Raw genomic sequence first — 22,332 nt, 5'->3', positions numbered from 1 at the left:
CCCCGCCTCCCCCTTCAGATCGGTCTTAGAGAATCGCAGATTCGCCTTTGCGCAAAGCCCTCGCTTGCGGGGGAGGGTCGGGGTGGGGGCATTCTCCGCGAGTCATTCCGTGGAGAGAGCCCCCACCCGCCGCGCTTCGCGCGTCGGCCTCCCCCGCAAGCGGGAGAGGCGAAGAAAGACTACGCCTTAAACCAGCAGCCCCTGCTGCTTCGCCAGATCCTGCAGCGACACCAGCGGCCGGGCGCCGATGTGCTGGATCACCTCGGCGGCGGCGAGCGCGCCGAGCCGGCCGGCATTCTCGTGGCCGACATTGCGCACGAGGCCGACCAGGAAGCCGGCGGCGAACAGATCGCCGGCGCCGGTGGTGTCGACCAGCCTGTCGATCGGAGAGGCGGGCGCTGCGACGACGCTGTCGCCGGAGATCACGACGCAGCCCTTCTCGCTGCGGGTGACGACGCCGAGCTTGGTGTCCTTGCCGAACTGCTTCAGCGCGGTGTCGAAATCCGAGGTCTGGTACAGCGAGTGCAGTTCGGACTCGTTGGCGAACACCAGGTCCACGATGCCCTTGCGCATCAGATCGAGGAATTCGTCGCGGTAGCGATCGACGCAGAACGAATCCGACAGCGTCAGCGCGACCTGGCGGCCCGCGCCATGCGCGATATCAGCCGCCTTCACGAAAGCGTCCTTGGCGTTCTTCGGATCCCAGAGATAGCCCTCGAGATAGATGATGCTGGCGGCCGCGATCTGGTTTGGATCGATATCGTCCGGCGTCAGATCCTGCGCGGCGCCGAGATAGGTGTTCATGGTGCGCTCGCCGTCCGGCGTCACCAGGATGTAGGAGCAGCCGGTGGCCGGGCCGGTCCTGGCCGGCGCAGTGTCGAAGGCGACGCCGGCGGCGCGGATGTCGTGGACGTAGAGCTTGCCGATCTGGTCGTCCTTGACCTTTCCGACATAGGCGGCGCGGGCGCCGAGACTGCCGACGCCAACGATGGTGTTGGCAGCCGAGCCGCCCGACATCTCGGTCGCCACGCCCATATCGCCGTAGATCGCGGTGGCCCGCGCCTCGTCGATCAGCTGCATCGAGCCCTTGGTCATGCCGTGACGGGCAAGGAACCCCTCGTCGGTCTGCACCAGCACGTCGAAGATCGCGTTGCCGATCCCAAGAACGTCGTATTTTGCGTCAGCCATAGACCTGCCCTGTGTTAACGCCACCCAACAAGAGTGGCGGCCTATCACGTTCGGCCTCGGGGCAGCAAGGGAAGGGCTGCTGCTAGTTCCGTCATCCCCTCGCCTGTAACCCGTCATCCTGAGGTGCGAGCCTCTTGGCGAGCCTCGAAGGATGGACGGCCCGACTAGTGGCCGATGCATCCTTCGAGGCTCGCCTCGCTCGCACCTCAGGATGACGGGGCTGACGGAGTGCCGCTGGCAGCAAAGCGCGCTACTGCTATACAGACCTCATGTTCCGCTCCTTCCTCACGGTCTCCTCGGGAACGCTGGCCTCGCGACTGCTCGGCTTCGTGCGCGATTCCGCGATCGCGGCGCTGCTGGGCGCGGGACCCGTGGCGGATGCGTTCCTGGCGGCGTTCCAGCTTGTGAATGTGGTGCGACGGCTGCTGGCCGAGGGTGGACTGAATGCCGCTTTGGTGCCGGCTTGGCTGAAGGCGCGCGATGCCGGCGGCTTGGACGCGGCAACCGCCTTTGCCGGCCGCGTGCTCGGCACCGTCAGCGCCGCCGTGATCGCGGCCGCGCTCGTCATCGGCGTGCTGATGCCGCTGGTGATCGCGGCGATCGCGCCGGGGTTCGTCGGCCGCGACACACTGCAATTCGCCGTCGACTACGCACGGCTGATGCTGCCCTATCTCGCCTTCGCCGGTCCGGTCACCGTGATGATGGCGCTGCTCAGCGCCCAGGGGCGCTTCGCGCTGACCGCGTTCTCGCCGCTGTTGTTCAACATCGCGCTGATATCAGTGATGGCCGTGCTGCTGGTGCGGCAGCAGGAGCCGGCGCAGGCCGCGATTGTCATGGCGGCGACGATCGGCATCGCCGGCTTCCTGCAACTGTCGATGCTGGCGCTGCGCGGCGCGAAACTCGCTTCGCCGCTCAGCGTGTCCTTCGATCCTGACATGCGCCGCTTTCTCGGCCGCGCGGTCCCGGGCATGGTCGCGAGCAGCGCGCCACAATGGCTGATGGTGGCAGGCGCGGTGATCGCATCGACCTCGCCATCGGCGGTGTCCTGGCTCTATTTCGCCAACCGCCTGCTCGAGCTGCCGCTCGGCATTGTCGGCGTCGCCATGGGCACCGTGCTGATCCCGGAGATGACGCGCGCCGTGCGCAGCGGCGAATCCAGCGCGATCGCGCATGCGGAATCGCGTGCCCTCGAACTCGCGGTCGGGCTGGCGCTGCCGGCGACGCTCGGCCTGATGGTGCTGAGCGAGCCGATCGTGCGGATGCTGTTCGAGCACGGCGCGTTCACCGCCCAGGATAGCGCGGCAACCGCGCAAGCCTTGACCTGGCTGACGCTGGCCTTGCCGGCGCATGTGCTGGTGAAGGCGCTGTCGCCGGCATTCTTTGCGCGCGAGGACACGCTGACGCCGCTGCTCGCGACGCTGAAAGCGGTCGTGGTGGCGATCGCGGCGGCCTTCCTGCTCGGCCAGATCTTCGGTGCGAGCGGAATTGCCGCAGGCATCGCGCTCGGCGCCTGGAGCAACGCACTGGCACTGATCCGCAAGGGGGCCGCGACCTTCGGCTTCTCGATCGATGCCGATGCGCGCCGCCGGCTGCCGCGCATCCTGGCCGCGGCGCTCGCGATGGGCGCCCTGCTCTGGCTCGCGCAGGGCGCGCTGCCGTCAGCCGGCAGCCACGGTTTCGTGCAGGCAGCCTCCCTGCTCATGCTGATCGCCTCAGGTATCGCCGGTTACGGGCTGTTCTTGCAGCTTTTCGGCGTCACCGGCTGGCGCGAGGCGGTTAACGCCGTCAGGCAAAGGCGCCCGGCGTGACTTGCGCGCGCGGAGCTTAAGTGGCAAACGACGCGGCAAAACTAGCCATTTCCGGGAATTAGACCATGGCGTTCGTTGAACGGGTTTTCTCAGGCGTCCAGCCGACGGGCAATCTGCACCTCGGCAACTACCTCGGCGCCATCGTCAACTTCGTGAAGATGCAGCAGACCCACAACTGCATCTATTGCGTCGTCGACATGCATGCGATCACGCAGGGCGTCGAGGTCTGGGGCGGCCCGGCCGAGCTCGCCCGCAACACCCGCGAGGTCACCGCGGCCTTCATCGCCGCGGGCATCGATGCCAAGAAGCACATCGTGTTCAACCAGAGCCAGATCGCCGGCCATGCCGAGCTGACCTGGATCTTCAACTGCGTCGCGCGGATCGGCTGGCTGAACCGCATGACGCAGTTCAAGGAGAAGGCCGGCAAGGACCGCGAGAACGCCTCCATCGGCCTCTACGACTATCCGGTGCTGATGGCCGCCGACATCCTGCTCTACCGCGCGACCCATGTGCCGGTCGGCGAGGACCAGAAGCAGCACCTGGAGCTCTCGCGGGATATCGCACAGAAGTTCAACAATGACTTCGGCGATTCAATTCGTGGTCACGGCTTTGCCGACGGCCTGTTCTTCCCGCAGCCCGAGCCGCTGATCACGGGGCCGGCGACGCGGGTGATGAGCCTGCGCGACGGCACCAAGAAGATGTCGAAGTCGGATGCGTCGGACAATTCGCGCATCAACCTCACCGACGACGCCGACACCATCGCGCAGAAGATCCGCAAGGCGAAGACCGATCCGGAGCCGCTGCCGTCGGAGGAGAAGGGTCTCGAAACCCGCCCCGAGGCGGACAATCTGGTCGGCATCTACGCGGCGCTGGCCGGCATCTCCAAGCAGGAGGTGCTGACGCAGTTCGGCGGCGGGCAGTTCTCCAGCTTCAAGAACGCGCTGGTCGAGGTTTGCGTCGCAAAACTGGCGCCGATCGCCTCCGAGATGAAGAAGCTGGTCGCCGATCCCGGCCATGTCGACGCGGTCCTCGCCGACGGCGCCAACCGCGCCCGCGGCATCGCCGACGAGACCATGCGCATCACCAAGGACATCGTCGGCTTCATCCGTCCGCGCTGACACACAAGGCAGGAACTGCGCGCTCCCTCTCCCAAACGGCGAGGGAGTATGGCACCATGGGTTGGTTTGGTTCAGCACCGGGACATGCATGACCACCCAGCGACGAAGCTACGAGTCGGGTCACAAGCCGAAATGCCTCGTCATCGTTGACGACACGGCGGAATGGGACCGCGCGGTCTATTACGCCAGCCGGTGGGCGATCCGGGTCGGCGGCGGCGTCGTGATGCTGCGGGTGATCGAGACCGAGGACCAGAACCAGCAATGGCTCGGGGTCGCCGACATCATGCGCGCGGAGGCCGAGGAAGCCGCCAACGAGGCGCTCGACCGCGCCGCGGGCCGCGCCAACGGCATCGCCGCGATCACCCCGGAGCGGGTGATTCGCGAGGGCGACCCGATCGAGCAGATCCTCGACGTGATCGACAAGGACGTCGATATCGCAGCGCTGGTGCTGGCCGCCAATCCGGGCGCCGAGGGGCCCGGGCCGATCATCACCACCATGGCCAAGACCATGGGGGCATTCCCGATCCCGGTGACCATCGTGCCGGGCGGCCTGACCGACGCCGAGATGGACGCCCTGTCCTAGCCCGTTACCGGCCCCGGACCCGCTTCCGGGCATGGGTAGGCGCCTGGAACCGCGGTTTTGCGGCTTGATCGCGGGCTTTTTAGTTGCCATCTGACTCCTTGATTTGACGCGTTTTCTTCGCGAACCGGTGTCACTTCGCTCGAAAACGCTATAATGGAACCCAACGCGCCGGCCTTGAACCGGCGACGCCGGAGACAGCAGATGTTCATTCAGACCGAAGCCACGCCCAATCCCGCCACGCTGAAATTCATCCCGGGCCGCATGGTGCTCGACAGCGGCACCATGGAATTCTCCTCGCCCGAATCCGCCGCGCGCTCGCCGCTCGCCGAACGGCTGTTCGCCGTATCCGGCGTCACCGGCGTGTTCTACGGCGGCGACTTCATCACCGTGACCAAGGCGGACGGCGACTGGCAGCACCTCAAGCCCGCGATCCTCGGCGCCATCATGGAGCACTACATGTCCGGCGCGCCGCTGCTCGCCGACGGCACCGCGGCCAGCGACGACGCGCGCGATGAGGAAGACGAGTTCTTCGACGAGGCCGATGCCGAGACGGTCGAGCAGATCAAGGACCTGATCGAGACCCGCGTGCGCCCCGCGGTCGCCAATGACGGCGGCGACATCACTTTCCGCGGCTTCAAGGACGGCATCGTCTACCTCAACATGAAGGGCTCCTGCGCCGGCTGCCCGTCATCGACCGCAACCCTGCAACACGGCATCCAGAACCTGCTCCGGCACTTCGTGCCCGACGTGCAGGAAGTCCGGCCGATGTGATGGAGCGGCGAATGGCGAGTGGCGAATCGCGAATAGCATTCTCCGCTGGACCCCTGTTCGCCATTCCCTATTCGCTATTCGCCCTCCCATGATGATTCTCGCCATCGATACGGCGCTCGACGCCTGCTCCGCGGCGGTGCTCGACACCACCTCCGGCAATACAATCGCCATTGAATCGCAGGCGATGCAGCGCGGCCATGCCGAGGCGCTGATGCCGCTGATCGCTCGGGTGATGAAAGAGAGCGGCATCGGCTTTGCCGGGCTCGACCGCATCGCCGTCACCACCGGCCCCGGCAGTTTCACTGGCCTGCGCGTCGGCCTCTCGGCGGCGCGCGGCTTGGCGCTGGCCGCGGAAAAGCCGGTGGTCGGACTGTCGACGCTCGCCGCCTACGCCGCGCCTGTGGTCGCCGAGAATGGCGCGTCTGCGATCCTGTCGGCGATCGATGCGCGGCACGATCACGTCTATTTCCAGCTGGTCGGCGGCGACGGCAGCCCGATCATCAAGCCGAAGGTGGCGCCGATCGCGGAAGCGCTCGAGGCTTCCCAACACGGCGCGCTGCATCTGGTCGGCAACGCCGCCAATATCCTCGCCGAGCGCTGGCCCGCCGACGCCGCACCGCCGGTCAAGGTCGACCGGCAGCCCGCGCCCGATATTACCTGGGTCGCCTGGATCGGCGCGGCCGTGGATCCTGAGACCGCGCCGCCGCGGCCGTTCTATCTGCGCGCGCCCGACGCCAAGCCGCCGAAGGACCGGCTCGAAATCAGCACGCCGCGATCGACATGATCGGCTGGCTGTCACGATGGTGGGGCGGCGGTCCGCCCGCGATCGAGCCCGCATCGCTGCGCGATGCGGCGCGGCTCGCGCAATTGCACGGCGCGTCGTTTCATCGCGGCTGGGGCGAGGGCGAATTCGAGGCGATGCTGACCGAGCGCAACACGCTGGTGCACCGGCTGCGGCAGGGACGCAACGTGATCGGCTTTGCCGTGTCACGGATGGCGGCGGACGAAGCCGAAATCCTGTCGATTGCGATCGATTCCAATCAGCGCGGGCGCGGCCTGTCGCGCGACCTGCTGCTGACCCATCTCGGCCATCTTGCCGGCCGCGGCATCCGCACCATCTTCCTCGAGGTGGAAGAGAACAATCAGCCGGCACGACGCCTCTATGAAAGGGCCGGATTCGGCGTGATCGGCCGCCGCGAACGCTATTACAAGCAGCCCGGCGGGGAACATTTGAACGCGCTTCTGATGCGGCGCGACTTGTCGTAACATCGGCGCGATGGCAGAACAGCGCCCTGCTCTGCCACCCAAGGCTTGAAGAATACGGCCCGAAACCCATGACCACGGTGAAAATCACGCCTGCGCAGAAGAATACCGGCATCGAGGCGCGCTGCGCCGCGACCGGCATGCGCATGACCGAACAGCGCCGCGTGATCGCGCGGGTGCTGGCGGAGGCCATGGATCACCCCGACGTCGAAGAGCTTTATCGCCGCTGCGTGGCGGTCGACGACAAGATCTCGATCTCGACCGTCTATCGCACCGTCAAGCTGTTCGAGGATGCCGGCATCATCGAGCGTCACGACTTCCGCGAGGGCCGCGCGCGCTACGAGCAGATGCCCGAGAGTCATCACGACCATCTGATCAATCTGCGCGACGGCAAGGTGATCGAGTTCACCTCCGAGGAAATCGAGAAGCTGCAGGCCGAGATCGCGCGCAAGCTCGGCTACAAGCTGGTCGATCATCGTCTCGAGCTGTATTGCGTCCCGCTCGACGAAGACAGCAAGTCGTAAGCCGGGTGAGTTTCGATCTCGTCATCTTCGATTGCGACGGCGTGCTGGTCGATAGCGAGGTGATCTCCTGTCGCGCGCATGCGGAAACGCTGACGCGGCACGGCTTTCCGATTACGCCTGATGGCGTGCTGAAGCGCTTCCTCGGCGTGTCCGACCGCGAGGCGCGGCGGATCGTCGAGAGCGAGATCGGCCGCGCGCTGCCCGAGACCTTCGAGGCCGAGGTCAAGCACGCAACGCTCAGTTTCTATGCCGACGATCTCAGCGCCATCGCGCATGTCGGCGAGGCGATCGCTGCGCTCGATCTGCCGAAATGCGTGGCCTCCAGCGGCACGCCGGAAAAGATCCATCACGGCCTGACCTACGCCGGGCTCTACGACCAGCTCGCGCCGCATATTTTCTCCGCCACCCAGGTCAAGCGCGGCAAGCCGGCGCCCGATCTCTTCCTGTTCGCGGCCACGCAGATGGGAGTGACCCCTGCGCGTTGCGTCGTGATCGAGGACAGCGTGGCCGGCGTCACCGGCGCCCGTGCCGCCGGGATGACCGTGCTCGGTTTTTACGGCGGCAGCCACTGCACCGCGGAACATGAGGGTATGCTGCGCCAGGCCGGCGCGGCCGTAACCTTCGCCGATATGCGGCAATTGCCCGATTTGATCGCGCGGGTGGGTGCCAGAGCGCTCGCCGGCTGATCCCTGGAGGGTCATTCCGGGGCGATGCGGCAGCATCGAACCCGGAATCTCGAGATTCCGGGTCTGGTCCTTCGGACCATCCCGGAATGACGGGCGGGACGGCTGGATTTTCGCCGGTTTAAGCTATATTTCAGCCTCGGCGCCCCGATGGCGCCGTTTCCATTTTTCGCTCTCAGGGTTCCATGACGACGCCGCGCAAGCTGCACATCAAGTCCTATGGCTGCCAGATGAATGTCTACGATGCGCAACGCATGGCGGACACGCTGGCCGGCGAGGGCTTTGTCGAGACCGCGAGCGCCGAAGACGCCGACCTCGTGATCCTCAACACCTGCCACATCCGCGAGAAGGCATCGGAGAAAGTCTATTCCGAGCTCGGGCGGCTGCGCGTCGCCAAGGACGAGGCCGCGCGGGCGGGCCGCGAGATGAAGATCGCGGTCGCCGGCTGCGTCGCGCAGGCCGAAGGCGCCGAGATCATCCATCGCGCGCCGACCGTCGACATCGTGGTCGGGCCGCAGAGCTATCATCATCTGCCCGAGCTCTTGAAGCGCGCCAAACAAAACGGCCGCGCGCTGGAAACGGAATTCCCGGTCGAGGACAAGTTCGGCTTCCTGCCGCAGCCGAAGCCGGATGCGATCCGCGCCCGCGGCATCTCCGCCTTCGTCACGGTGCAGGAAGGCTGCGACAAGTTCTGCACCTTCTGCGTGGTGCCTTACACGCGCGGCGCGGAAGTCTCGCGTGCGGTCGCCAGGATCATCGACGATGTGAAGCAGCTCACCGACAATGGCGTGCGCGAATTCACGCTGATCGGACAGAACGTCAACGCCTATCACGGCGAAGGCCCCGACGGCCGCGTCTGGCCACTCGGCAAATTGTTGCAACGGCTCGCCGCAATCCCAGGCGTCACGCGGCTGCGCTATTCGACCAGCCATCCGCGCGACGTCGACGACGCCCTGATCGCGGCCCATCGCGATTTGCCCGAACTGATGCCGTTCGTGCACCTGCCGGTGCAATCGGGGTCGGACCGGATCCTTGCCGCCATGAACCGCAAACATACCGCCGATGACTACCGGCGCGTCATCGACCGGTTCCGCGCCGCACGGCAAGACATTGCTTTTTCATCAGATTTTATCGTGGGCTTCCCCGGAGAGACCGCGGAAGAATTTTCCGCCACCCTCGCGCTTGTCACGCAAATCGGATACGCTGCGGCGTATTCATTCAAGTATTCGCCACGGCCGGGCACGCCGGCGGCGGAGATGCGGGAGACAGTGTCAGCAGCCGAGATGGACGAACGCTTGGGGCGGCTTCAGGAATTGATCGACAGCCAGCAATCGGCCTTCAACGGGGCTGCGATTGGCACAACGGTCGATGTGCTGTTCGAGCGCGCCGCGCGCAATCCGGGCCAGATCGTCGGCCGCACCGCCTATCTGCAGCCCGCCCATGTGATGGCATCGCCCGACATCATCGGCCAGGTCCTCCCGGTGAGGATCGACAGCCTCGAGCGCTACAGCCTGATCGGCGAACTCGCGCCGCGATCCGCGCCCGGCCTCATTTCGCAGACCATTGGAGCCTGAAATCCTTGCCCAAAAGCGCATCGGATTCGTCTTCGCTCGCTCCCAGCCGCAAACCTGACCGCGACATGCAAATGCCACCCGAGACCCGGCCCCCTGAAACTCAGGTCGTCATCGATTTCGACGACAACCGCGCGGCATCCGCGCTGGTCGGCCCCTACGGACAAAATCTGGCGCTGATAGAGCGGCGGCTCGGCGTCGTGGTCGATTCCCGCGGCAATCATCTCACCATCGCAGGCTCCCGCGACGGCTGTGACGCGGCGCGGCGCGTGCTGGAGACGCTCTACGCGCAGGCCGTCGAAGGACACGACCTCGATCAGGGCGAGGTCGAAGGCGCGATCCGCGCCGTGATCGCGCAGGGCTCGCTGTTCGAATTCGACAACAAGACCGCCAAGCCGACCTTCGAGACCATCAATCTGCGCAAGCGTCCGGTGCGCGCCCGCACCGCGGCGCAGGATTCCTACATCCGCGCGCTGAAGCGGCATGAGCTGGTGTTCGGCATCGGCCCGGCCGGCACCGGCAAGACCTGGCTCGCGGTCGCCCATGCCGCGCAGTTGTTCGAGCGCAAAGAGGTCGATCGCATCATCCTGACGCGGCCCGCGGTGGAAGCCGGCGAGCGGCTCGGCTTCCTGCCCGGCGACCTCAAGGAGAAGGTCGATCCGTATCTGCGCCCGATCTATGACGCGCTGTACGATCTGATGGACGCCCGCGTCGTCGAGCGCGCGCTGCAGGGCAACGAGATCGAGATCGCTCCGCTCGCCTTCATGCGCGGCCGCACCCTGACCAATGCCGCCATCATCCTCGACGAGGCGCAGAACACCACGACGATGCAGATGAAGATGTTTTTGACGCGTCTCGGCGAGAACAGCCGGATGATCGTCACCGGCGACCCGTCGCAGATCGACCTGCCGCACGGCCAGGCCTCGGGGCTCACGGAAGCCGTGAAGCTGCTCGACGGCGTCGAGGGCATCGCGCAGGTGCATTTCAAGGCCGAGGACGTCATCCGCCATGAGTTGGTGGCGCGCATCGTGGCCGCCTATGAGGGATTGCCGCAAAAGCCGGCAAACGCCAGATCTTGAGACCAATAGCTTCGGCCGCGAGCCCGCACGGTGCGGGATCCGGCCATAACGCAGATTTTGAAACCAACGTGTCTGCTTTTCCTGCAACCGAGGTTCTCGTCACCGCCGAATGCTGGCAGGCCGAGCCCAATGCCGACGCGGTGATCCATCGCGCCATCGAGGCTGCCGCCGAAATCGCCGATGCCGGTGTCGCCGATGCCGAGCTTGCGGTGATGCTGACCGACGACGCCGGTATCCGCACCCTGAACGCCAACTGGCGCAGCATCGACAAGCCGACCAATGTGCTGTCGTTTCCGGCGCTGCAGCCAGAAGGCGCCGGCGGACCCGACGATGCCCCACGCATGCTCGGCGATATCGCGATCGCCTATGAGACGACGCGGCGGGAAGCCGATGAAGAGCAGAAACCGTTCGACCACCATTTGAGCCATCTCGCGGTGCATGGCTTCCTGCACCTGATCGGTTACGACCACGAGAACGACGACGATGCCGAGGACATGGAGGCGCTCGAGCGCGAGATCCTCTCTTCCCTCGGCATTCCCGACCCCTATGCGGATCGGATCGCCTGACATGCCGGATTCCGAACCGACCCACGACAACCCGCGCAACGTGAGCAACCTGCCCGCCGTGGTGCACGAGGGCGAGGTGCAGCGCCCGGCGGCCGAGGGCTGGCTGGTGCGCGCGATCCGCACGTTGTTCGGCTGGAAGGCCGGCTCGGTGCGCGACGACCTACAGGTGGTGCTCGACGCCTCGACGCCCGACGATGTCGGCTTCTCGGCGATCGAGCGCACCATGCTGCGCAACATCCTGTCGCTGAACGAGCGGCGGATCGCCGACGTCATGGTGCACCGCGCCGACATCGTCGCGGTCAAGCGCGACATTCCGCTCGGCGAATTGATGAGCCTGTTCGAGAGCGCGGCGCATTCGCGGCTCGTCGTCTACAACGAAACCCTCGACGACCCCGAGGGCATGGTGCACATCCGCGACCTGCTCGCCTTCATGACCGCGAAGGCCCGCGTCACCGACGCGACCAAGACGAAGCGCAAGAAGCCGTTCCCGGCCGGGCTCGATCTGCGCAGCGTCGATCTCGCACTGCCGCTGTCGGAAGCCAATATCATCCGCAAGCTGCTCTATATCCCGCCATCGATGCGCGCGATTGACCTGCTGGCGCAGATGCAGGCCTCGCGGATCCATCTCGCGCTGGTGGTCGACGAATATGGCGGCACCGACGGGCTGGTGTCGATCGAGGATATCGTCGAGCAGATCGTCGGCGAGATCGACGACGAACACGATTCCGACGAGCCGCCGTCCATCGTTCGCCAGCCGGACAACTCCTTCATCGCCGATGCGCGCGCCAGCCTCGACGATGTCCGCTCGGTGATCGGCGAGGACTTCGTGATCGGCGACGCCGGCGAGGAGGTCGAGACGCTCGGCGGCTACCTCGTATCGTTCGTCGGGCGCCTGCCGGTGCGCGGCGAGGTGATTTCGGGACCCGGCAATTACGAAGTCGAGGTGCTCGACGCCGATCCGCGGCGGGTCAAGCGCGTGCGCATCACCGCGCGCAAGGAACGGCCGACGCCGCGCAAGGAGCGCGAGCGGCGCCGCGAGCAGGCGCCGGACTCCGGAAACCCGCAGGCGAACGACAACATGCCGCCGCCCGGCGAGGGAGCCGGTCCGCAGTGAGGCTGTCCGACAAGCTCCGATCGATCGGCCTTGCAATCATCCTGACCTGGGGATGGAAACGCGCCGTCCTCGCGCTCACGGCCGGCGCGCTGTCTGCGCTGGCGATGGCGCCGTTCAACGCCTGGCCGGTTCTGTTTCTCACCTTTTCCATCGCGGTCTGGCTGATCGACGGCAGTGCGGCCGGCCGCTGGCGCGGTCTGCCCGCCGCGGCGCTGTCCGGGTTCTGGTTCGGCCTCGGCTATTTCGTGCCGGGCCTGTACTGGATCGGCTACGCCTTCTTCGTCGATGCGGACACCTTCGCCTGGCTGACGCCGTTCGCGGTGCTCGGCCTGCCTGCCTATCTCGCTTTGTTCACTGCGTTCGGCTTCGCGCTGGCGCGGCTGATCTGGCCGCGCGACGCCTCGCGCGTGCTGGCGCTCGCGGTCAGCCTGACGATTTCGGAATGGCTGCGCGGCCATCTCCTCAGCGGCTTTCCGTGGAATGGGTTCGGCTACGCACTGACCGAGCCGCTTGCGCTGGCCCAGACCGCGTCGCTGATCGGGCTGTGGGGCATGACGTTCCTGGCCGTCGCGATCTTCGCAAGCCCGGCCGTGTTGATCGACGGCGCCTCGCGCGGCCGCAAGCCGTGGCGCGCGCCGGTGGCGGCGGTGCTGGTGCTGGCAGCGATGCTGGCGTTCGGCGTGGTCCGCCTCGCGCAGCAGCCGACCAGGATGGTCGACGGCGTCAAGCTGCGCCTCATGCAGCCCGATTTGCAGCAGGACGCCAAGTTCAACTACTCCGCCAAGGCGGCGGTGATGCAGAAATATCTCACTTTGTCGGATCGCGCCTCCGGGCCGCACGCCACCGGCGTGAAGGATGCCACCATCCTGATCTGGCCGGAATCCGCGTTTCCGTTCTTCCTGACCAAGGAAGCCGACGCGATGGCGCAGATCGCCGACCTGCTACCGAAGGGAACCGTACTGATCACCGGTTCGGTGCGCGCGCCCGATCTGCCGCCCGGCGTCCGCGTGACGCGCGCCTATAATTCCATCTACGTCATCGACCATGACGGCAGCGTGCTCGCGGTCTACGACAAGCTGCATCTTGTCCCGTTCGGAGAATATCTGCCGTTCCAGGACTGGATGGAGAAGGTCGGCTTCGTGCAGCTCACCAAGGTGCAGGGCGGCTACATTCCGGGCACGATCCGCCGTACGCTCGATATTCCGAATGCACCGCGCGCCCTGCCCCTGATCTGCTACGAGGCGATCTTTCCCGGCAATGTCGTAAGCCGCGACGACCGTCCCGGCTGGATCGTCAATGTCACCAATGACGGATGGTTCGGAATCTCGACCGGCCCTTACCAGCACCTGCAACAGGCCCGGCTGCGCACCATCGAGGAAGGCCTGCCGATGGTCCGCGCCGCAAATACGGGCATCTCGGCCGTCATCGACCCCGTCGGCCGGATCGTTGCACAACTCGGGCTCGGCATCGAAGGCGTGCTCGATGCCGGCCTGCCGGCGGCCATCGCGCCGACGATCTATGCGCGTGTCGGGAACATCCCCGCCGCTGTGATTGTGATCACAGCCCTGGCGTTCGTGTTGCGGCGGCGGTTTGTGAGGCGAAAACCCTGACGACCGCATATCGCCGGTTGTCGCGAACCCGAAAAAACGTCGAAATTTACCTCAGTATGATTCCACCAGTTGACAGATCGACCGTGCACTTCGCATTGTACGGGTCCACGCGAAATCACAAGCCAAGTCAGCCCCTTTGCGCAAATTGTCCGCATTTCGTCCCGATCCTCCTTGCAGGATTTGACGGCACCGGCGCCTGAGGCATACTCCACTTCCAACTTGCCTCATCCACGGGCGCGCAATCCCTTAGGAGAGTTGGAGATGTCCACCAAAGCGCCCAATCCTGTTGACAAATATGTCGGCAGCCGCGTCCGAATGCGACGCATCATGCTCGGCATGAGCCAGGAGAAACTGGGCGAGGCGTTAGGCCTGACGTTCCAGCAGGTGCAAAAATACGAGAAGGGCACCAACCGCGTCGGCGCCAGCCGGCTGCAGCAGATCTCCGAAATCCTGCAGGTGCCGGTTTCTTTCCTGTTCGACGGCGGCCCGAGTGGGGTCAAGACCGCCGACGGCTTCAGCGAGGGCGCCTCGCCGACCTATGTCTCCGATTTTCTGGCAACCGCCGAGGGCCTGGCCCTGACCCGCGCCTTCACGCGGATTGCGGACGCCAAGCTCCGCCGCAGCATCGTCGAACTGGTCGAGCAGATCGCGGCGCGCGAGGCGGCCGAGCAGGTCTGATTCAGCCATATCCGTTTGAGCGATCGTCAAATCTGGAATATGCCATTCCGGCGTACGCTAACGCGATGAGCTCAGCTTGAGCATCATCGCGCTTTAGCGCCTCGTTTGAGCATGATTTCGGATCATGCTTTGGCGCGTGCGCGCAATGACAAAGCGAATTCACAGGCGACGACAACAGCATGTCCAGCAATCCGTTCGAAACCGCCGCGATTCTCGACGGCATCCGCCGCTGGGTCGAGATCGAATCTCCGACGGAGCGGCCCGACCAGGTCAACAAGCTGGCTGATCTCGTCGCGTCGGGCTATCGCGACCTGCCGGCCACGGTGGAGCGCATCGCGGGACGCGACGGCTGCGGCGATCACCTGGTGACGCGCTCGTCCTGGGGCCAGGACGCGCCGGGCATCCTGGTGCTGAGCCATCTCGACACAGTTCATCCGATGGGATTCATCGAACGGTTACCATTCAGGGTCGACGGCGACAGCGCTTTCGGCCCCGGCATCTACGACATGAAGGGCGGCGCCTACCTCGCCTATCATGCATTCAGGCAGGCCTGCGCCGACGGCGCGCGCCCGCCGCTCGGCATCACCCAGCTCTACGTATCGGACGAGGAGATCGGCAGCCCGACCTCGCGGGCGCTGATCGAGGCCGAGGGCCGCAAGGCCAAATACGTGCTGGTGACGGAGCCGGCGCGCGACGGCGGCAAGATCGTCACCGGACGCAAGGGCGTTGCGCGGTTCGACGTGTTCATCAAAGGCGCGCCGGCCCATGCCGGCACGCGCCCCGAGGACGGCCGCAGCGCGATCCGGGAACTCGGCAATGTGATCCAGGCGCTGGAGGCGATGAACGACCTCGAGCGCGGCGTCACCGTCAATGTCGGCGTCGTCCGCGGCGGCACCAAGCCGAATGTGATCGCCGAAGAGGCCTATGCGGAAGTCGACATGCGCGTGCCGACCATGGCCGACGCCGACGAATTGGTGCCGAAGATCCTCGGGATCACCTCACGCACCGAGGGCGTCAGCGTGAAGATATCGGGCGAATTGAACCGTCCGCCCTATGAGAAAAGCAACGCCGGCGCCGCACTCTACGAGCACGCCAAGGGGCTGGCCGCCGAGCTCGGCTTCGAGCCGGCGGATGTGTTCACCGGCGGCGGCTCCGACGGCAATTTCACCGCCCCGCACACCGCGACCCTCGACGGCCTCGGCGTCGACGGCAAGGGCGCGCACACCCATTACGAACAGCTCTACATCTCGTCGATCGAGCCGCGCGCGCGGCTGCTCCACCGCCTCTATCAAACGCTGCGATGACACCGGCTCCAGGCGACCGCGGCGATCGCGATTCCTCCGACGACGGCGCGATGGCGCATGCGCGCGGCTCGTTCTTCGGACGGCGCAAGGGCCACAAGCTGCGCCCGCATCAGGCCGACCTGATCGACACTCTGCTGCCGCATCTGGCCGTCGACATCTCGGCGCCCGCGCCCGAGGCGCTGACCGAGTTGTTCGATGACGGCACCGGGAATGTCAGGCTAGAGATCGGCTTCGGCGGCGGCGAGCATTTGATCGCGGAGGCGCAGGCCTTTCCGACCACCGGCTTCATCGGCTGCGAGCCCTATGTCAACGGCATGGCGAAGATCCTGACCCAGATCGAGGCGCTGAATATCGGCAATATCCGCCTGTTCGCCGGCGACGCGGCCGAACTGCTGGCCTGGGCGCCGACGCGCTCGCTTGCGCGCATCGACCTGATTCATCCCGATCCCTGGCCGAAGCGGCGGCACTGGAAGCGGCGCTTCGTGCAGGATGCGACGGTCGCTGCGATGACGCGGCTGCTGCCGCCGGGCGGCGAATTCCGCTTCGTCAGCGATATCGATGACTACTGCGCCTGGACACTGGCGCATCTGATGCGCTCGCCCGACTTCGCCTGGCTCGCCGAGCGCGCGATCGACTGGCAACAGCCGTGGCCGAACTACACGATGACGCGCTACGGCGCCAAGGCCGAGCGCGAGGGGCGCAAGGCGGCGTATTTGAGGTTTCGACGCACGCCTTAGTGTCGTCGTTCCGGGGCGATGCGCAGCATCGAACCCGGAACCTCGAGATTCCGGGTTCGTCGCTATCGCGCCGCCCCGGAATGACGGGTGGCTATCCCTTCACTTCCGCCAGCCGCGCCTTCCTGACGTCGGTCGCCTCCCACACCATCCGCTTGCCGCGCTCGCGGCCGAGCAGTTCGATCGGATCGTGATTGTCGATGTGGCCGAACTGGCCCTTGTAGACGCTGTAGCCGCACAATTCCTGCAAACGGCGCGGAAAGCGGGCCGCGGTCTCGCGCGGAATGCCGAGCTGCAGGTTCTCCTGCTGCCGCATCCAGCCCCAGCAATAGGCGCAGGAGAAGGCAAAGCGCCTGGCGTCGCTGCTGTTGGCGCCGCCGCCATGCCACAGCGCGCTGTCGAACAGCATCACGCTGCCGGCCGGCATGGTCGCGGTGACCGCATCGTACTCCTTGCCGTATTCGGGCGACGAATCGAATTTGTGGCTGCGCGGAATGATCCGCGTCGCGCCGTTATCCTCGCGGAAATCGGACAGCGCCCAGATCGCATTGATGGTGATCGGAATGTGCGGCCGCGGCAGCGGGATCAATTGGGTGTCTTCGTGAATCGGCTGCGCCTCCTGGCCGGGGCCGAGCACCAGCGAGCAGAACGACGAGAGCAGGCATTCCCTGTCCAGCACGCGTTCGACCACCGGCAGCACATTGTCATGCAGCGGCACCTCCCAGAACAGATCGTCATAGGTCAGGAGGTTGTTGATGCGCAGCGTCTTGAAGCCTTCGAACGACGTCCTGGCAGGTGCGAGATTGTGCTCGCGCTCGATTCTCAGCACCGCCGCCTTCAACCCCTCGACCAAATCGGGCGAGGCGGCGCGCTCGATCACGGTGTATCCGTCGTCGCGGATCCGCGCGGCGTGCGATTGGATGTCGGCGTCCGTCAGCATGGTGATCTCCCCGTTGGCGCTGTGTCGCGCCTTGCGGAAAGCATAGCGGAACGACTCTAGTCCGTCACCCTGAGGAGCGCGGAACGCGCGTCTCGAAGGGTCGACAGCCCGACTGTGGCCGCGCATCCTTCGAGACGCGCCTGCGGCGCTCCTCAGGATGACGGAGCCAAGAGCTGTTAGCGTGAACTAGCGCGACTTCCAGAACTCCACGACGCGCTGCGCCGTTGACGGCATCAGGCGCACGAAATTCACCCGCGCACCTTCGATATCGGCAGGAGACGGCACGCGGTTCGGCCCGAGCCGCATCAGGATCAGGGCGCGCACGGTGGGCCATTCGAAGCCGATCGTCTTGCTGGCGATCAGGATCGGATCGTAACGGTCGCCGGAGATCAGGCGATCGAGCGTGACGATTTTCACGCCGGCCATCGCGGCAAGCGCGGCCACGCATTCCTCATATTTGAAGGCCTTTGCGAAGCCGGCCACCGCGGCCTCGTTCAATTCGCCGGCGCGATGCAGCGCCAGGATGGCGCGCTGCGCAGCCGTGAAATCGCGGCCCTCGACCTGAACGATCACGCCCTCGATCTCGTTCATCGCCAGCTTGATCTCGGCCTGGCGCTCCGGCTTGGCGACGGCATGCAGACGGCGGCGGATCACGTCGATCGAGCCGGCGAGCAGGCTCTTCAGATGTTCGGGCGGAAGATCGTCGCGGCGGCCGATCCGCAGCGTCAGCACGCCGTCCTGGCCGGCGCGCCGCACCAGCGTCGCGAAGGACGCATCCGAGAACGCGGCGCCGGCATTGCCGGCCGCGCATCGGATCACATCGCGATCGCCGCGGCGGACAAGGACGTCAGTCAGCGCGGTCGAGAGCTTCGGCCGCTCGGCCATCGCGAGCAGATGGCCCTGGCCCTTGGCATTGGCGATCTCGACCAGCAGCTTTTCGTCAATCACCGGCGATCGGCGCAGCAGCGGCCCCGCGATCGCGACCTCGTCGTCGCGCGCGAGCTGCCCGACCAGATGGCGCGGCGCGTTGCCGAGCGGCGCGAGCCGTTCGGCGAGATCGATCCGCGCAGCAAGCTCGGCATGCGGCACCAGGCTGGTCAGCACCCCGTCGAACAGGTCGATATGGTCGGGGCGGAAGCTCGCGGCGCCCTGCAGGAACAGCTCGCCGAGCCGCCGCGCGGCCTCGGCGCGGCGCTTGGGGTCGCCGCGGCGAACGATGTCGTCGAGTTCCGGAATCAGCGCGGGGGCTGTCGTCATGAGCCTTGTCCAACCGGCGACTTCTGCCGATTTTCGGCAATCTATGGTCCCGTTCGTAAACGGAGGGTTAGATCGATCCGGCATCCGGGGAGCCGTAAAATCGCCTCCCGCCGGACCCTGGGGCCTTGCCGGACCCGGGCAAAAGAGCTATATCCAGCGCAACTTATGGTATCTCATACGATCGCGTAGGAGAGTGGGCCCCCCGGGACCCGCTCTTTTTTATTACCTGACGGGACCCAGCGAGGCCGGGTCCCGTTTGGGTAGCGTTAGCGGCCCCTTAAGGCCATCTGAACAACACAACAGACCTCAGCAGCCTTTAGACCTTAGACAGACTTTGACACTGGATATGACCGAACCGACCGCCACGTCCGTGGACACCGAACTGCTCGCCGAGCCGCGTCTCGTCGTCGAGCCCGGGGTTGCGGCGCGCGTCGCCGCGGTCGCGGTCCCGGTGTTGCAGGGCATGGGCTATCGTCTGGTGCGCATCAAGGTCTCGGGCGACGCCGGCTGCACCGTGCAGATCATGGCGGAGCGGCCCGACGGCTCGATGCAGCTCGAGGATTGCGAGGCGATCTCGCGCGCGCTGTCGCCGGTGCTCGATGTCGCCGACCCGATCGAGCGCGCCTACCGGCTGGAAATCTCCTCGCCCGGCATCGACCGCCCGCTGGTGCGCCGCTCCGACTTCGAGCGCTATACCGGGCATCTCGTGAAGATCGAGATGGCGGTGGCGCATCAGGGCCGCAAGCGGTTCCGCGGCCTGCTTGCCGGCGTCGAGGGCGATGCGGTGCGCATCAGGCGCGACGATCCGCGTCCCGACGAGGACGCCGAGGTTCTCCTGGTGATGGAGGACATCTCGGACGCGCGGCTGGTCCTGACCGACGAGCTGATCGAGGAATCGATGCGCCGCGGCAAGGCCGCCGAGCGCGAGCTGCGCCGCGAGCTCGGCCTCGCGCCGCCGCAACCGGCCCACGCCAAGAAGAGCGATCCGGCGAAGAGCCAGAAGCCGAAACCCAAGCCTGGTGACAAGCCTGCTCACATGCCCGGCAAGAAGCCGGCCCCGACCAACACCAAAAAGCACCGCCTGGCGGCCGAGCGCGCGCGCCGTGGCGAGATCGATCCATCCGAAGGAGACTAAGCCATGGCAGTCAGCGCCAACAAACTCGAACTGCTGCAGATCGCAGACGCAGTTGCGCGCGAAAAGTCGATCGACCGCTCCATCGTGATCGCGGCGATGGAAGACGCCATCGCCAAGGCCGCGCGTGCCCGCTACGGCAGCGAGACCGACGTCCATGCCGAGATCGACGCCAAGAAGGGCGAGCTGCGGCTGACCCGCCACATGCTGGTGGTCGACGTCGTCGAAAACTCCTCCAACCAGATTTCGCTGCACGACGCGCAGCGCGCCAATCCGGGCGCCCAGGTCGGCGACACCATCGCCGACACGCTGCCGCCGCTGGAATATGGCCGCATCGCCGCGCAGTCGGCCAAGCAGGTGATCGTGCAGAAGGTGCGCGAGGCCGAGCGCGACCGGCAGTATCAGGAATTCAAGGACCGCATCGGCGACATCGTCAACGGCATCGTCAAGCGCGTCGAATATGGCAGCGTGATCGTCGACCTCGGCCGCGGCGAAGCGATCGTGCGCCGCGACGAGATGCTGCCGCGCGAGGTGTTCCGCAACGGCGATCGCGTCCGCGCCTATATCTTCGACGTCCGCCGCGAGACGCGTGGTCCGCAGATCTTCCTGTCGCGCACCCATCCGCAGTTCATGGCGAAGCTGTTCGCGCAGGAAGTGCCGGAGATCTATGACGGCATCGTCGAGATCAAGGCGGTCGCCCGCGATCCGGGCTCGCGCGCCAAGATCGGCGTGATCTCGCGCGATTCCTCGGTCGACCCGGTCGGCGCCTGCGTCGGCATGCGCGGCTCGCGCGTGCAGGCCGTGGTGAACGAGCTGCAGGGCGAGAAGATCGACATCATCCCGTGGTCGCCCGACATCGCGACCTTCGTCGTCAACGCGCTGGCGCCGGCTGAAGTCGCCAAGGTCGTGATCGACGAGGACCGCGAGCGCATCGAGGTCGTGGTTCCCGACACCAACAACCAGCTGTCGCTGGCGATCGGCCGCCGCGGCCAGAACGTCCGCCTCGCCTCGCAGCTGACCGGCTGGGACATCGACATCCTGACCGAGCAGGAAGAGTCGGAGCGCCGCCAGGCCGACTTCGAGAACTCGACCCGCGTGTTCATGGAAGCGCTCAATGTCGACGAGGTGGTCGGCCAGCTGCTCGCCTCCGAAGGCTTCACCTCGGTCGAGGAACTCGCGCTGGTCGACGTCAAGGAACTCGCCGGCATCGAGGGTTTCGACGAGGAGACCGCCAACGAGCTGCAGACCCGCGCCCGCGAGTATCTGGAACAGCTCGAGGCGGAACTGGAAGCCAAGCGCAAGGAACTCGGCGTCGAGGACGCCATGAAGGACGTGCCCGGCATCACCGGCAAGATGCTGGTGAAGCTCGGCGAGAACGACGTCAAGACGGTCGAGGATCTCGCCGGCTGCGCCACCGACGATCTGGTCGGCTGGACCGAGCGCAAGGAAGGCGGCGAGCCGACCAAGCATGCCGGGTTCCTCGACGGCATCGAGATCTCGCGCGACGAGGCCGAGGCCATGATCATGCAGGCCCGTCTGAAGGCCGGCTGGATCACCGAGGCCGACCTCGCCAAGCCTGCCGAGGAGGCCGAGGCCGCCGAAGCAGAAACGACGGCTTCGTAAGGAGATGCCCGACGGATGCTGGCTCAGGCTGACCCCGATCTCGACGATGGGCCGCGGACGCAGAAGTCCGCGACCACGCGGATGTGCGCGGTCAGCCGCGAGGTGCGTCCGATCGACGAGCTGATCCGGTTCGTCATTGCGCCCACGGGCGAGGTGATCCCGGATCTCAAGCGCAAGCTGCCCGGCCGCGGACTATGGGTTTCCGCATCGCGGCGCAGCGTTGCGGAAGCGGTCCGCCGTCACCAATTTAGCAAGGGATTCAAGCGCGACGTCCGCGTCGCGCCGACCCTCCCCACCGACACCGACACCCTCCTGGTGCGCAGCGTCACCGAGGCCCTGGCAATGGCCGCCAAGGCCGGTCAGGTCGTTTCGGGCTTCGGCAAGGTCGAGGACGCACTCAACCGGAACGAAACTGCAGCCCTGATCCACGCTTCCGACGGCGCAGCGGACGGAATCCGCAAATTGGACGCGATCGTGAGGCAAAGGGGCGAAAAACGTGGTGAATCGCCGGTAATCCCCGTCGTCAATGTTTTGACGTCGGAAGAATTGGATTTGGCACTTGGGCGGTCAAATGTGATACATGCTGCGCTGCTCGCGGGCCCAGCGAGCAAGACGTTCCTGTCGCGCTGCCAGATGCTGGTCCGATACCGGATGGCCGACGACGACAAGACCGCCGAAGCGGCCAGAAATTCCAGAGCGTGATCCGGGAAGGCGGACGCCGTCTTTCCGACCGGTCATGCTCAGCAAACGACGACACGTTGAAGGATTTGTGCGGCAAACGCACAG

The 22,332-nt window shown here is 66.0% G+C and carries 22 protein-coding genes; 19 read left to right on the top strand and 3 right to left on the bottom strand.

From position 1 onward, the window contains the following. Positions 1-186 precede the first annotated feature (186 nt). Positions 187-1,188 carry an adenosine kinase gene (locus QJT82_RS40265; RefSeq protein WP_028343893.1) on the bottom strand — a complete coding sequence of 334 codons (1,002 nt, stop codon included), beginning with the start codon at positions 1,186-1,188 and terminating at the stop codon, positions 187-189. A gap of 269 nt (positions 1,189-1,457) precedes the next feature. Here QJT82_RS40265 and murJ point away from each other — a divergent pair, with 269 nt between their 5' ends. From murJ to trmB, 16 genes are all read left to right on the top strand, one after another. Next, positions 1,458-2,996 (top strand): murein biosynthesis integral membrane protein MurJ, encoded by a 1,539-nt coding sequence (gene murJ / locus QJT82_RS40260; RefSeq protein WP_028343894.1) that lies wholly within the window; start codon positions 1,458-1,460, stop codon positions 2,994-2,996. A 65-nt stretch (positions 2,997-3,061) separates the two neighbouring features. Next, positions 3,062-4,114 (top strand): tryptophan--tRNA ligase, encoded by a 1,053-nt coding sequence (trpS, locus tag QJT82_RS40255; RefSeq protein ID WP_028343895.1) that lies wholly within the window; start codon positions 3,062-3,064, stop codon positions 4,112-4,114. Positions 4,115-4,202: 88 nt separating this feature from the next. Then, positions 4,203-4,697 carry a universal stress protein gene (locus QJT82_RS40250; protein WP_028343896.1) on the top strand — a complete coding sequence of 165 codons (495 nt, stop codon included), beginning with the start codon at positions 4,203-4,205 and terminating at the stop codon, positions 4,695-4,697. A gap of 201 nt (positions 4,698-4,898) precedes the next feature. Further along, positions 4,899-5,468 (top strand): NifU family protein, encoded by a 570-nt coding sequence (locus tag QJT82_RS40245; RefSeq protein ID WP_028335524.1) that lies wholly within the window; start codon positions 4,899-4,901, stop codon positions 5,466-5,468. 88 nt (positions 5,469-5,556) lie between these two features. Next, complete coding sequence (gene tsaB, locus QJT82_RS40240; RefSeq protein ID WP_028343897.1) at positions 5,557-6,252, top strand: tRNA (adenosine(37)-N6)-threonylcarbamoyltransferase complex dimerization subunit type 1 TsaB; 696 nt, start codon at positions 5,557-5,559, stop codon at positions 6,250-6,252. Further along, positions 6,249-6,734, top strand: a complete 486-nt coding sequence (gene rimI, locus QJT82_RS40235) for a ribosomal protein S18-alanine N-acetyltransferase (protein WP_028343898.1) — start codon at positions 6,249-6,251, stop codon at positions 6,732-6,734. The genes tsaB and rimI overlap by 4 nt, the downstream gene beginning before the upstream one ends. A 68-nt stretch (positions 6,735-6,802) precedes the next feature. Then, positions 6,803-7,255: a Fur family transcriptional regulator gene (locus QJT82_RS40230; RefSeq protein WP_016840396.1), complete on the top strand. Its 453-nt coding sequence runs from the start codon at positions 6,803-6,805 to the stop codon at positions 7,253-7,255. Positions 7,256-7,260: 5 nt separating this feature from the next. Next, on the top strand, positions 7,261-7,941 hold the full coding sequence (locus QJT82_RS40225; protein ID WP_028343899.1) for an HAD family hydrolase: 681 nt from the start codon (positions 7,261-7,263) through the stop codon (positions 7,939-7,941). A 182-nt stretch (positions 7,942-8,123) separates the two neighbouring features. Next, complete coding sequence (gene miaB, locus QJT82_RS40220) at positions 8,124-9,512, top strand: tRNA (N6-isopentenyl adenosine(37)-C2)-methylthiotransferase MiaB (RefSeq protein ID WP_028343900.1); 1,389 nt, start codon at positions 8,124-8,126, stop codon at positions 9,510-9,512. A gap of 65 nt (positions 9,513-9,577) precedes the next feature. Continuing rightward, positions 9,578-10,588, top strand: a complete 1,011-nt coding sequence (locus tag QJT82_RS40215; RefSeq protein ID WP_028343901.1) for a PhoH family protein — start codon at positions 9,578-9,580, stop codon at positions 10,586-10,588. A 68-nt stretch (positions 10,589-10,656) separates the two neighbouring features. Continuing rightward, on the top strand, positions 10,657-11,154 hold the full coding sequence (gene ybeY / locus QJT82_RS40210) for an rRNA maturation RNase YbeY (protein ID WP_028343902.1): 498 nt from the start codon (positions 10,657-10,659) through the stop codon (positions 11,152-11,154). 1 nt (position 11,155) lies between these two features. Continuing rightward, on the top strand, positions 11,156-12,268 hold the full coding sequence (locus QJT82_RS40205; RefSeq protein WP_028343903.1) for a hemolysin family protein: 1,113 nt from the start codon (positions 11,156-11,158) through the stop codon (positions 12,266-12,268). Next, a complete protein-coding gene (gene lnt / locus QJT82_RS40200) occupies positions 12,265-13,878 on the top strand; it encodes an apolipoprotein N-acyltransferase (protein ID WP_028343904.1) in 1,614 nt (537 codons plus the stop codon). The genes QJT82_RS40205 and lnt overlap by 4 nt, the downstream gene beginning before the upstream one ends. Positions 13,879-14,139: 261 nt before the next feature. Continuing rightward, positions 14,140-14,556 (top strand): helix-turn-helix transcriptional regulator, encoded by a 417-nt coding sequence (locus QJT82_RS40195; protein WP_016840389.1) that lies wholly within the window; start codon positions 14,140-14,142, stop codon positions 14,554-14,556. A 179-nt stretch (positions 14,557-14,735) separates the two neighbouring features. Then, entirely contained in the window at positions 14,736-15,860 is a 1,125-nt protein-coding gene (locus QJT82_RS40190; protein ID WP_028343905.1) for a M20 family metallopeptidase, read from the top strand. Positions 15,861-15,910: 50 nt separating this feature from the next. Continuing rightward, on the top strand, positions 15,911-16,597 hold the full coding sequence (gene trmB / locus QJT82_RS40185; RefSeq protein WP_051448105.1) for a tRNA (guanosine(46)-N7)-methyltransferase TrmB: 687 nt from the start codon (positions 15,911-15,913) through the stop codon (positions 16,595-16,597). Positions 16,598-16,688: 91 nt separating this feature from the next. Here trmB and QJT82_RS40180 read toward each other — a convergent pair whose 3' ends face one another. Both QJT82_RS40180 and QJT82_RS40175 read right to left on the bottom strand, forming a co-directional pair. Continuing rightward, positions 16,689-17,534 (bottom strand): phytanoyl-CoA dioxygenase family protein, encoded by an 846-nt coding sequence (locus QJT82_RS40180; RefSeq protein ID WP_028343907.1) that lies wholly within the window; start codon positions 17,532-17,534, stop codon positions 16,689-16,691. A 186-nt stretch (positions 17,535-17,720) separates the two neighbouring features. Continuing rightward, positions 17,721-18,791 carry a DUF2336 domain-containing protein gene (locus QJT82_RS40175; RefSeq protein WP_028343908.1) on the bottom strand — a complete coding sequence of 357 codons (1,071 nt, stop codon included), beginning with the start codon at positions 18,789-18,791 and terminating at the stop codon, positions 17,721-17,723. 346 nt (positions 18,792-19,137) lie between these two features. On the opposite strand from QJT82_RS40175, the gene rimP reads away from it, so the two are divergent. The 3 genes from rimP to QJT82_RS40160 are packed head-to-tail and all read left to right on the top strand — an operon-like array spanning position 19,138 to position 22,248. Then, complete coding sequence (gene rimP, locus QJT82_RS40170; RefSeq protein WP_028343909.1) at positions 19,138-19,926, top strand: ribosome maturation factor RimP; 789 nt, start codon at positions 19,138-19,140, stop codon at positions 19,924-19,926. A 3-nt stretch (positions 19,927-19,929) separates the two neighbouring features. Beyond that, entirely contained in the window at positions 19,930-21,546 is a 1,617-nt protein-coding gene (gene nusA, locus QJT82_RS40165) for a transcription termination factor NusA (protein WP_028343910.1), read from the top strand. Positions 21,547-21,561: 15 nt separating this feature from the next. Further along, on the top strand, positions 21,562-22,248 hold the full coding sequence (locus tag QJT82_RS40160; protein WP_028343911.1) for an RNA-binding protein: 687 nt from the start codon (positions 21,562-21,564) through the stop codon (positions 22,246-22,248). The last annotated feature ends 84 nt before the right edge of the window (positions 22,249-22,332 follow it).

It is taken from the genome of Bradyrhizobium sp. Mp19, from assembly GCF_029952935.1.
GTDB classification, from domain to species: Bacteria; Pseudomonadota; Alphaproteobacteria; order Rhizobiales; family Xanthobacteraceae; genus Bradyrhizobium; species Bradyrhizobium elkanii.
Note: the sequence above shows the minus strand (reverse complement) of the source record. Positions and strands in the feature narration are given on the sequence as shown.

Excerpts from the sequence above, each read along its gene's own strand:
- miaB (WP_028343900.1), top strand. The coding sequence starts at position 8,124 with ATGACGACGCCGCGCAAGCTGCACATCAAGTCCTATGGCTGCCAGATG.
- rimP (WP_028343909.1), top strand. The coding sequence starts at position 19,138 with ATGACCGAACCGACCGCCACGTCCGTGGACACCGAACTGCTCGCCGAG.
- QJT82_RS40245 (WP_028335524.1), top strand. The coding sequence starts at position 4,899 with ATGTTCATTCAGACCGAAGCCACGCCCAATCCCGCCACGCTGAAATTC.
- murJ (WP_028343894.1), top strand. The coding sequence starts at position 1,458 with ATGTTCCGCTCCTTCCTCACGGTCTCCTCGGGAACGCTGGCCTCGCGA.
- QJT82_RS40215 (WP_028343901.1), top strand. The coding sequence starts at position 9,578 with ATGCAAATGCCACCCGAGACCCGGCCCCCTGAAACTCAGGTCGTCATC.
- QJT82_RS40175 (WP_028343908.1), bottom strand. The coding sequence starts at position 18,791 with ATGACGACAGCCCCCGCGCTGATTCCGGAACTCGACGACATCGTTCGC.
- QJT82_RS40180 (WP_028343907.1), bottom strand. The coding sequence starts at position 17,534 with ATGCTGACGGACGCCGACATCCAATCGCACGCCGCGCGGATCCGCGAC.
- QJT82_RS40250 (WP_028343896.1), top strand. The coding sequence starts at position 4,203 with ATGACCACCCAGCGACGAAGCTACGAGTCGGGTCACAAGCCGAAATGC.
- QJT82_RS40265 (WP_028343893.1), bottom strand. The coding sequence starts at position 1,188 with ATGGCTGACGCAAAATACGACGTTCTTGGGATCGGCAACGCGATCTTC.
- QJT82_RS40190 (WP_028343905.1), top strand. The coding sequence starts at position 14,736 with ATGTCCAGCAATCCGTTCGAAACCGCCGCGATTCTCGACGGCATCCGC.
- rimI (WP_028343898.1), top strand. The coding sequence starts at position 6,249 with ATGATCGGCTGGCTGTCACGATGGTGGGGCGGCGGTCCGCCCGCGATC.
- QJT82_RS40195 (WP_016840389.1), top strand. The coding sequence starts at position 14,140 with ATGTCCACCAAAGCGCCCAATCCTGTTGACAAATATGTCGGCAGCCGC.
- QJT82_RS40160 (WP_028343911.1), top strand. The coding sequence starts at position 21,562 with ATGCTGGCTCAGGCTGACCCCGATCTCGACGATGGGCCGCGGACGCAG.
- trmB (WP_051448105.1), top strand. The coding sequence starts at position 15,911 with ATGGCGCATGCGCGCGGCTCGTTCTTCGGACGGCGCAAGGGCCACAAG.
- nusA (WP_028343910.1), top strand. The coding sequence starts at position 19,930 with ATGGCAGTCAGCGCCAACAAACTCGAACTGCTGCAGATCGCAGACGCA.
- tsaB (WP_028343897.1), top strand. The coding sequence starts at position 5,557 with ATGATGATTCTCGCCATCGATACGGCGCTCGACGCCTGCTCCGCGGCG.
- trpS (WP_028343895.1), top strand. The coding sequence starts at position 3,062 with ATGGCGTTCGTTGAACGGGTTTTCTCAGGCGTCCAGCCGACGGGCAAT.
- QJT82_RS40205 (WP_028343903.1), top strand. The coding sequence starts at position 11,156 with ATGCCGGATTCCGAACCGACCCACGACAACCCGCGCAACGTGAGCAAC.
- QJT82_RS40230 (WP_016840396.1), top strand. The coding sequence starts at position 6,803 with ATGACCACGGTGAAAATCACGCCTGCGCAGAAGAATACCGGCATCGAG.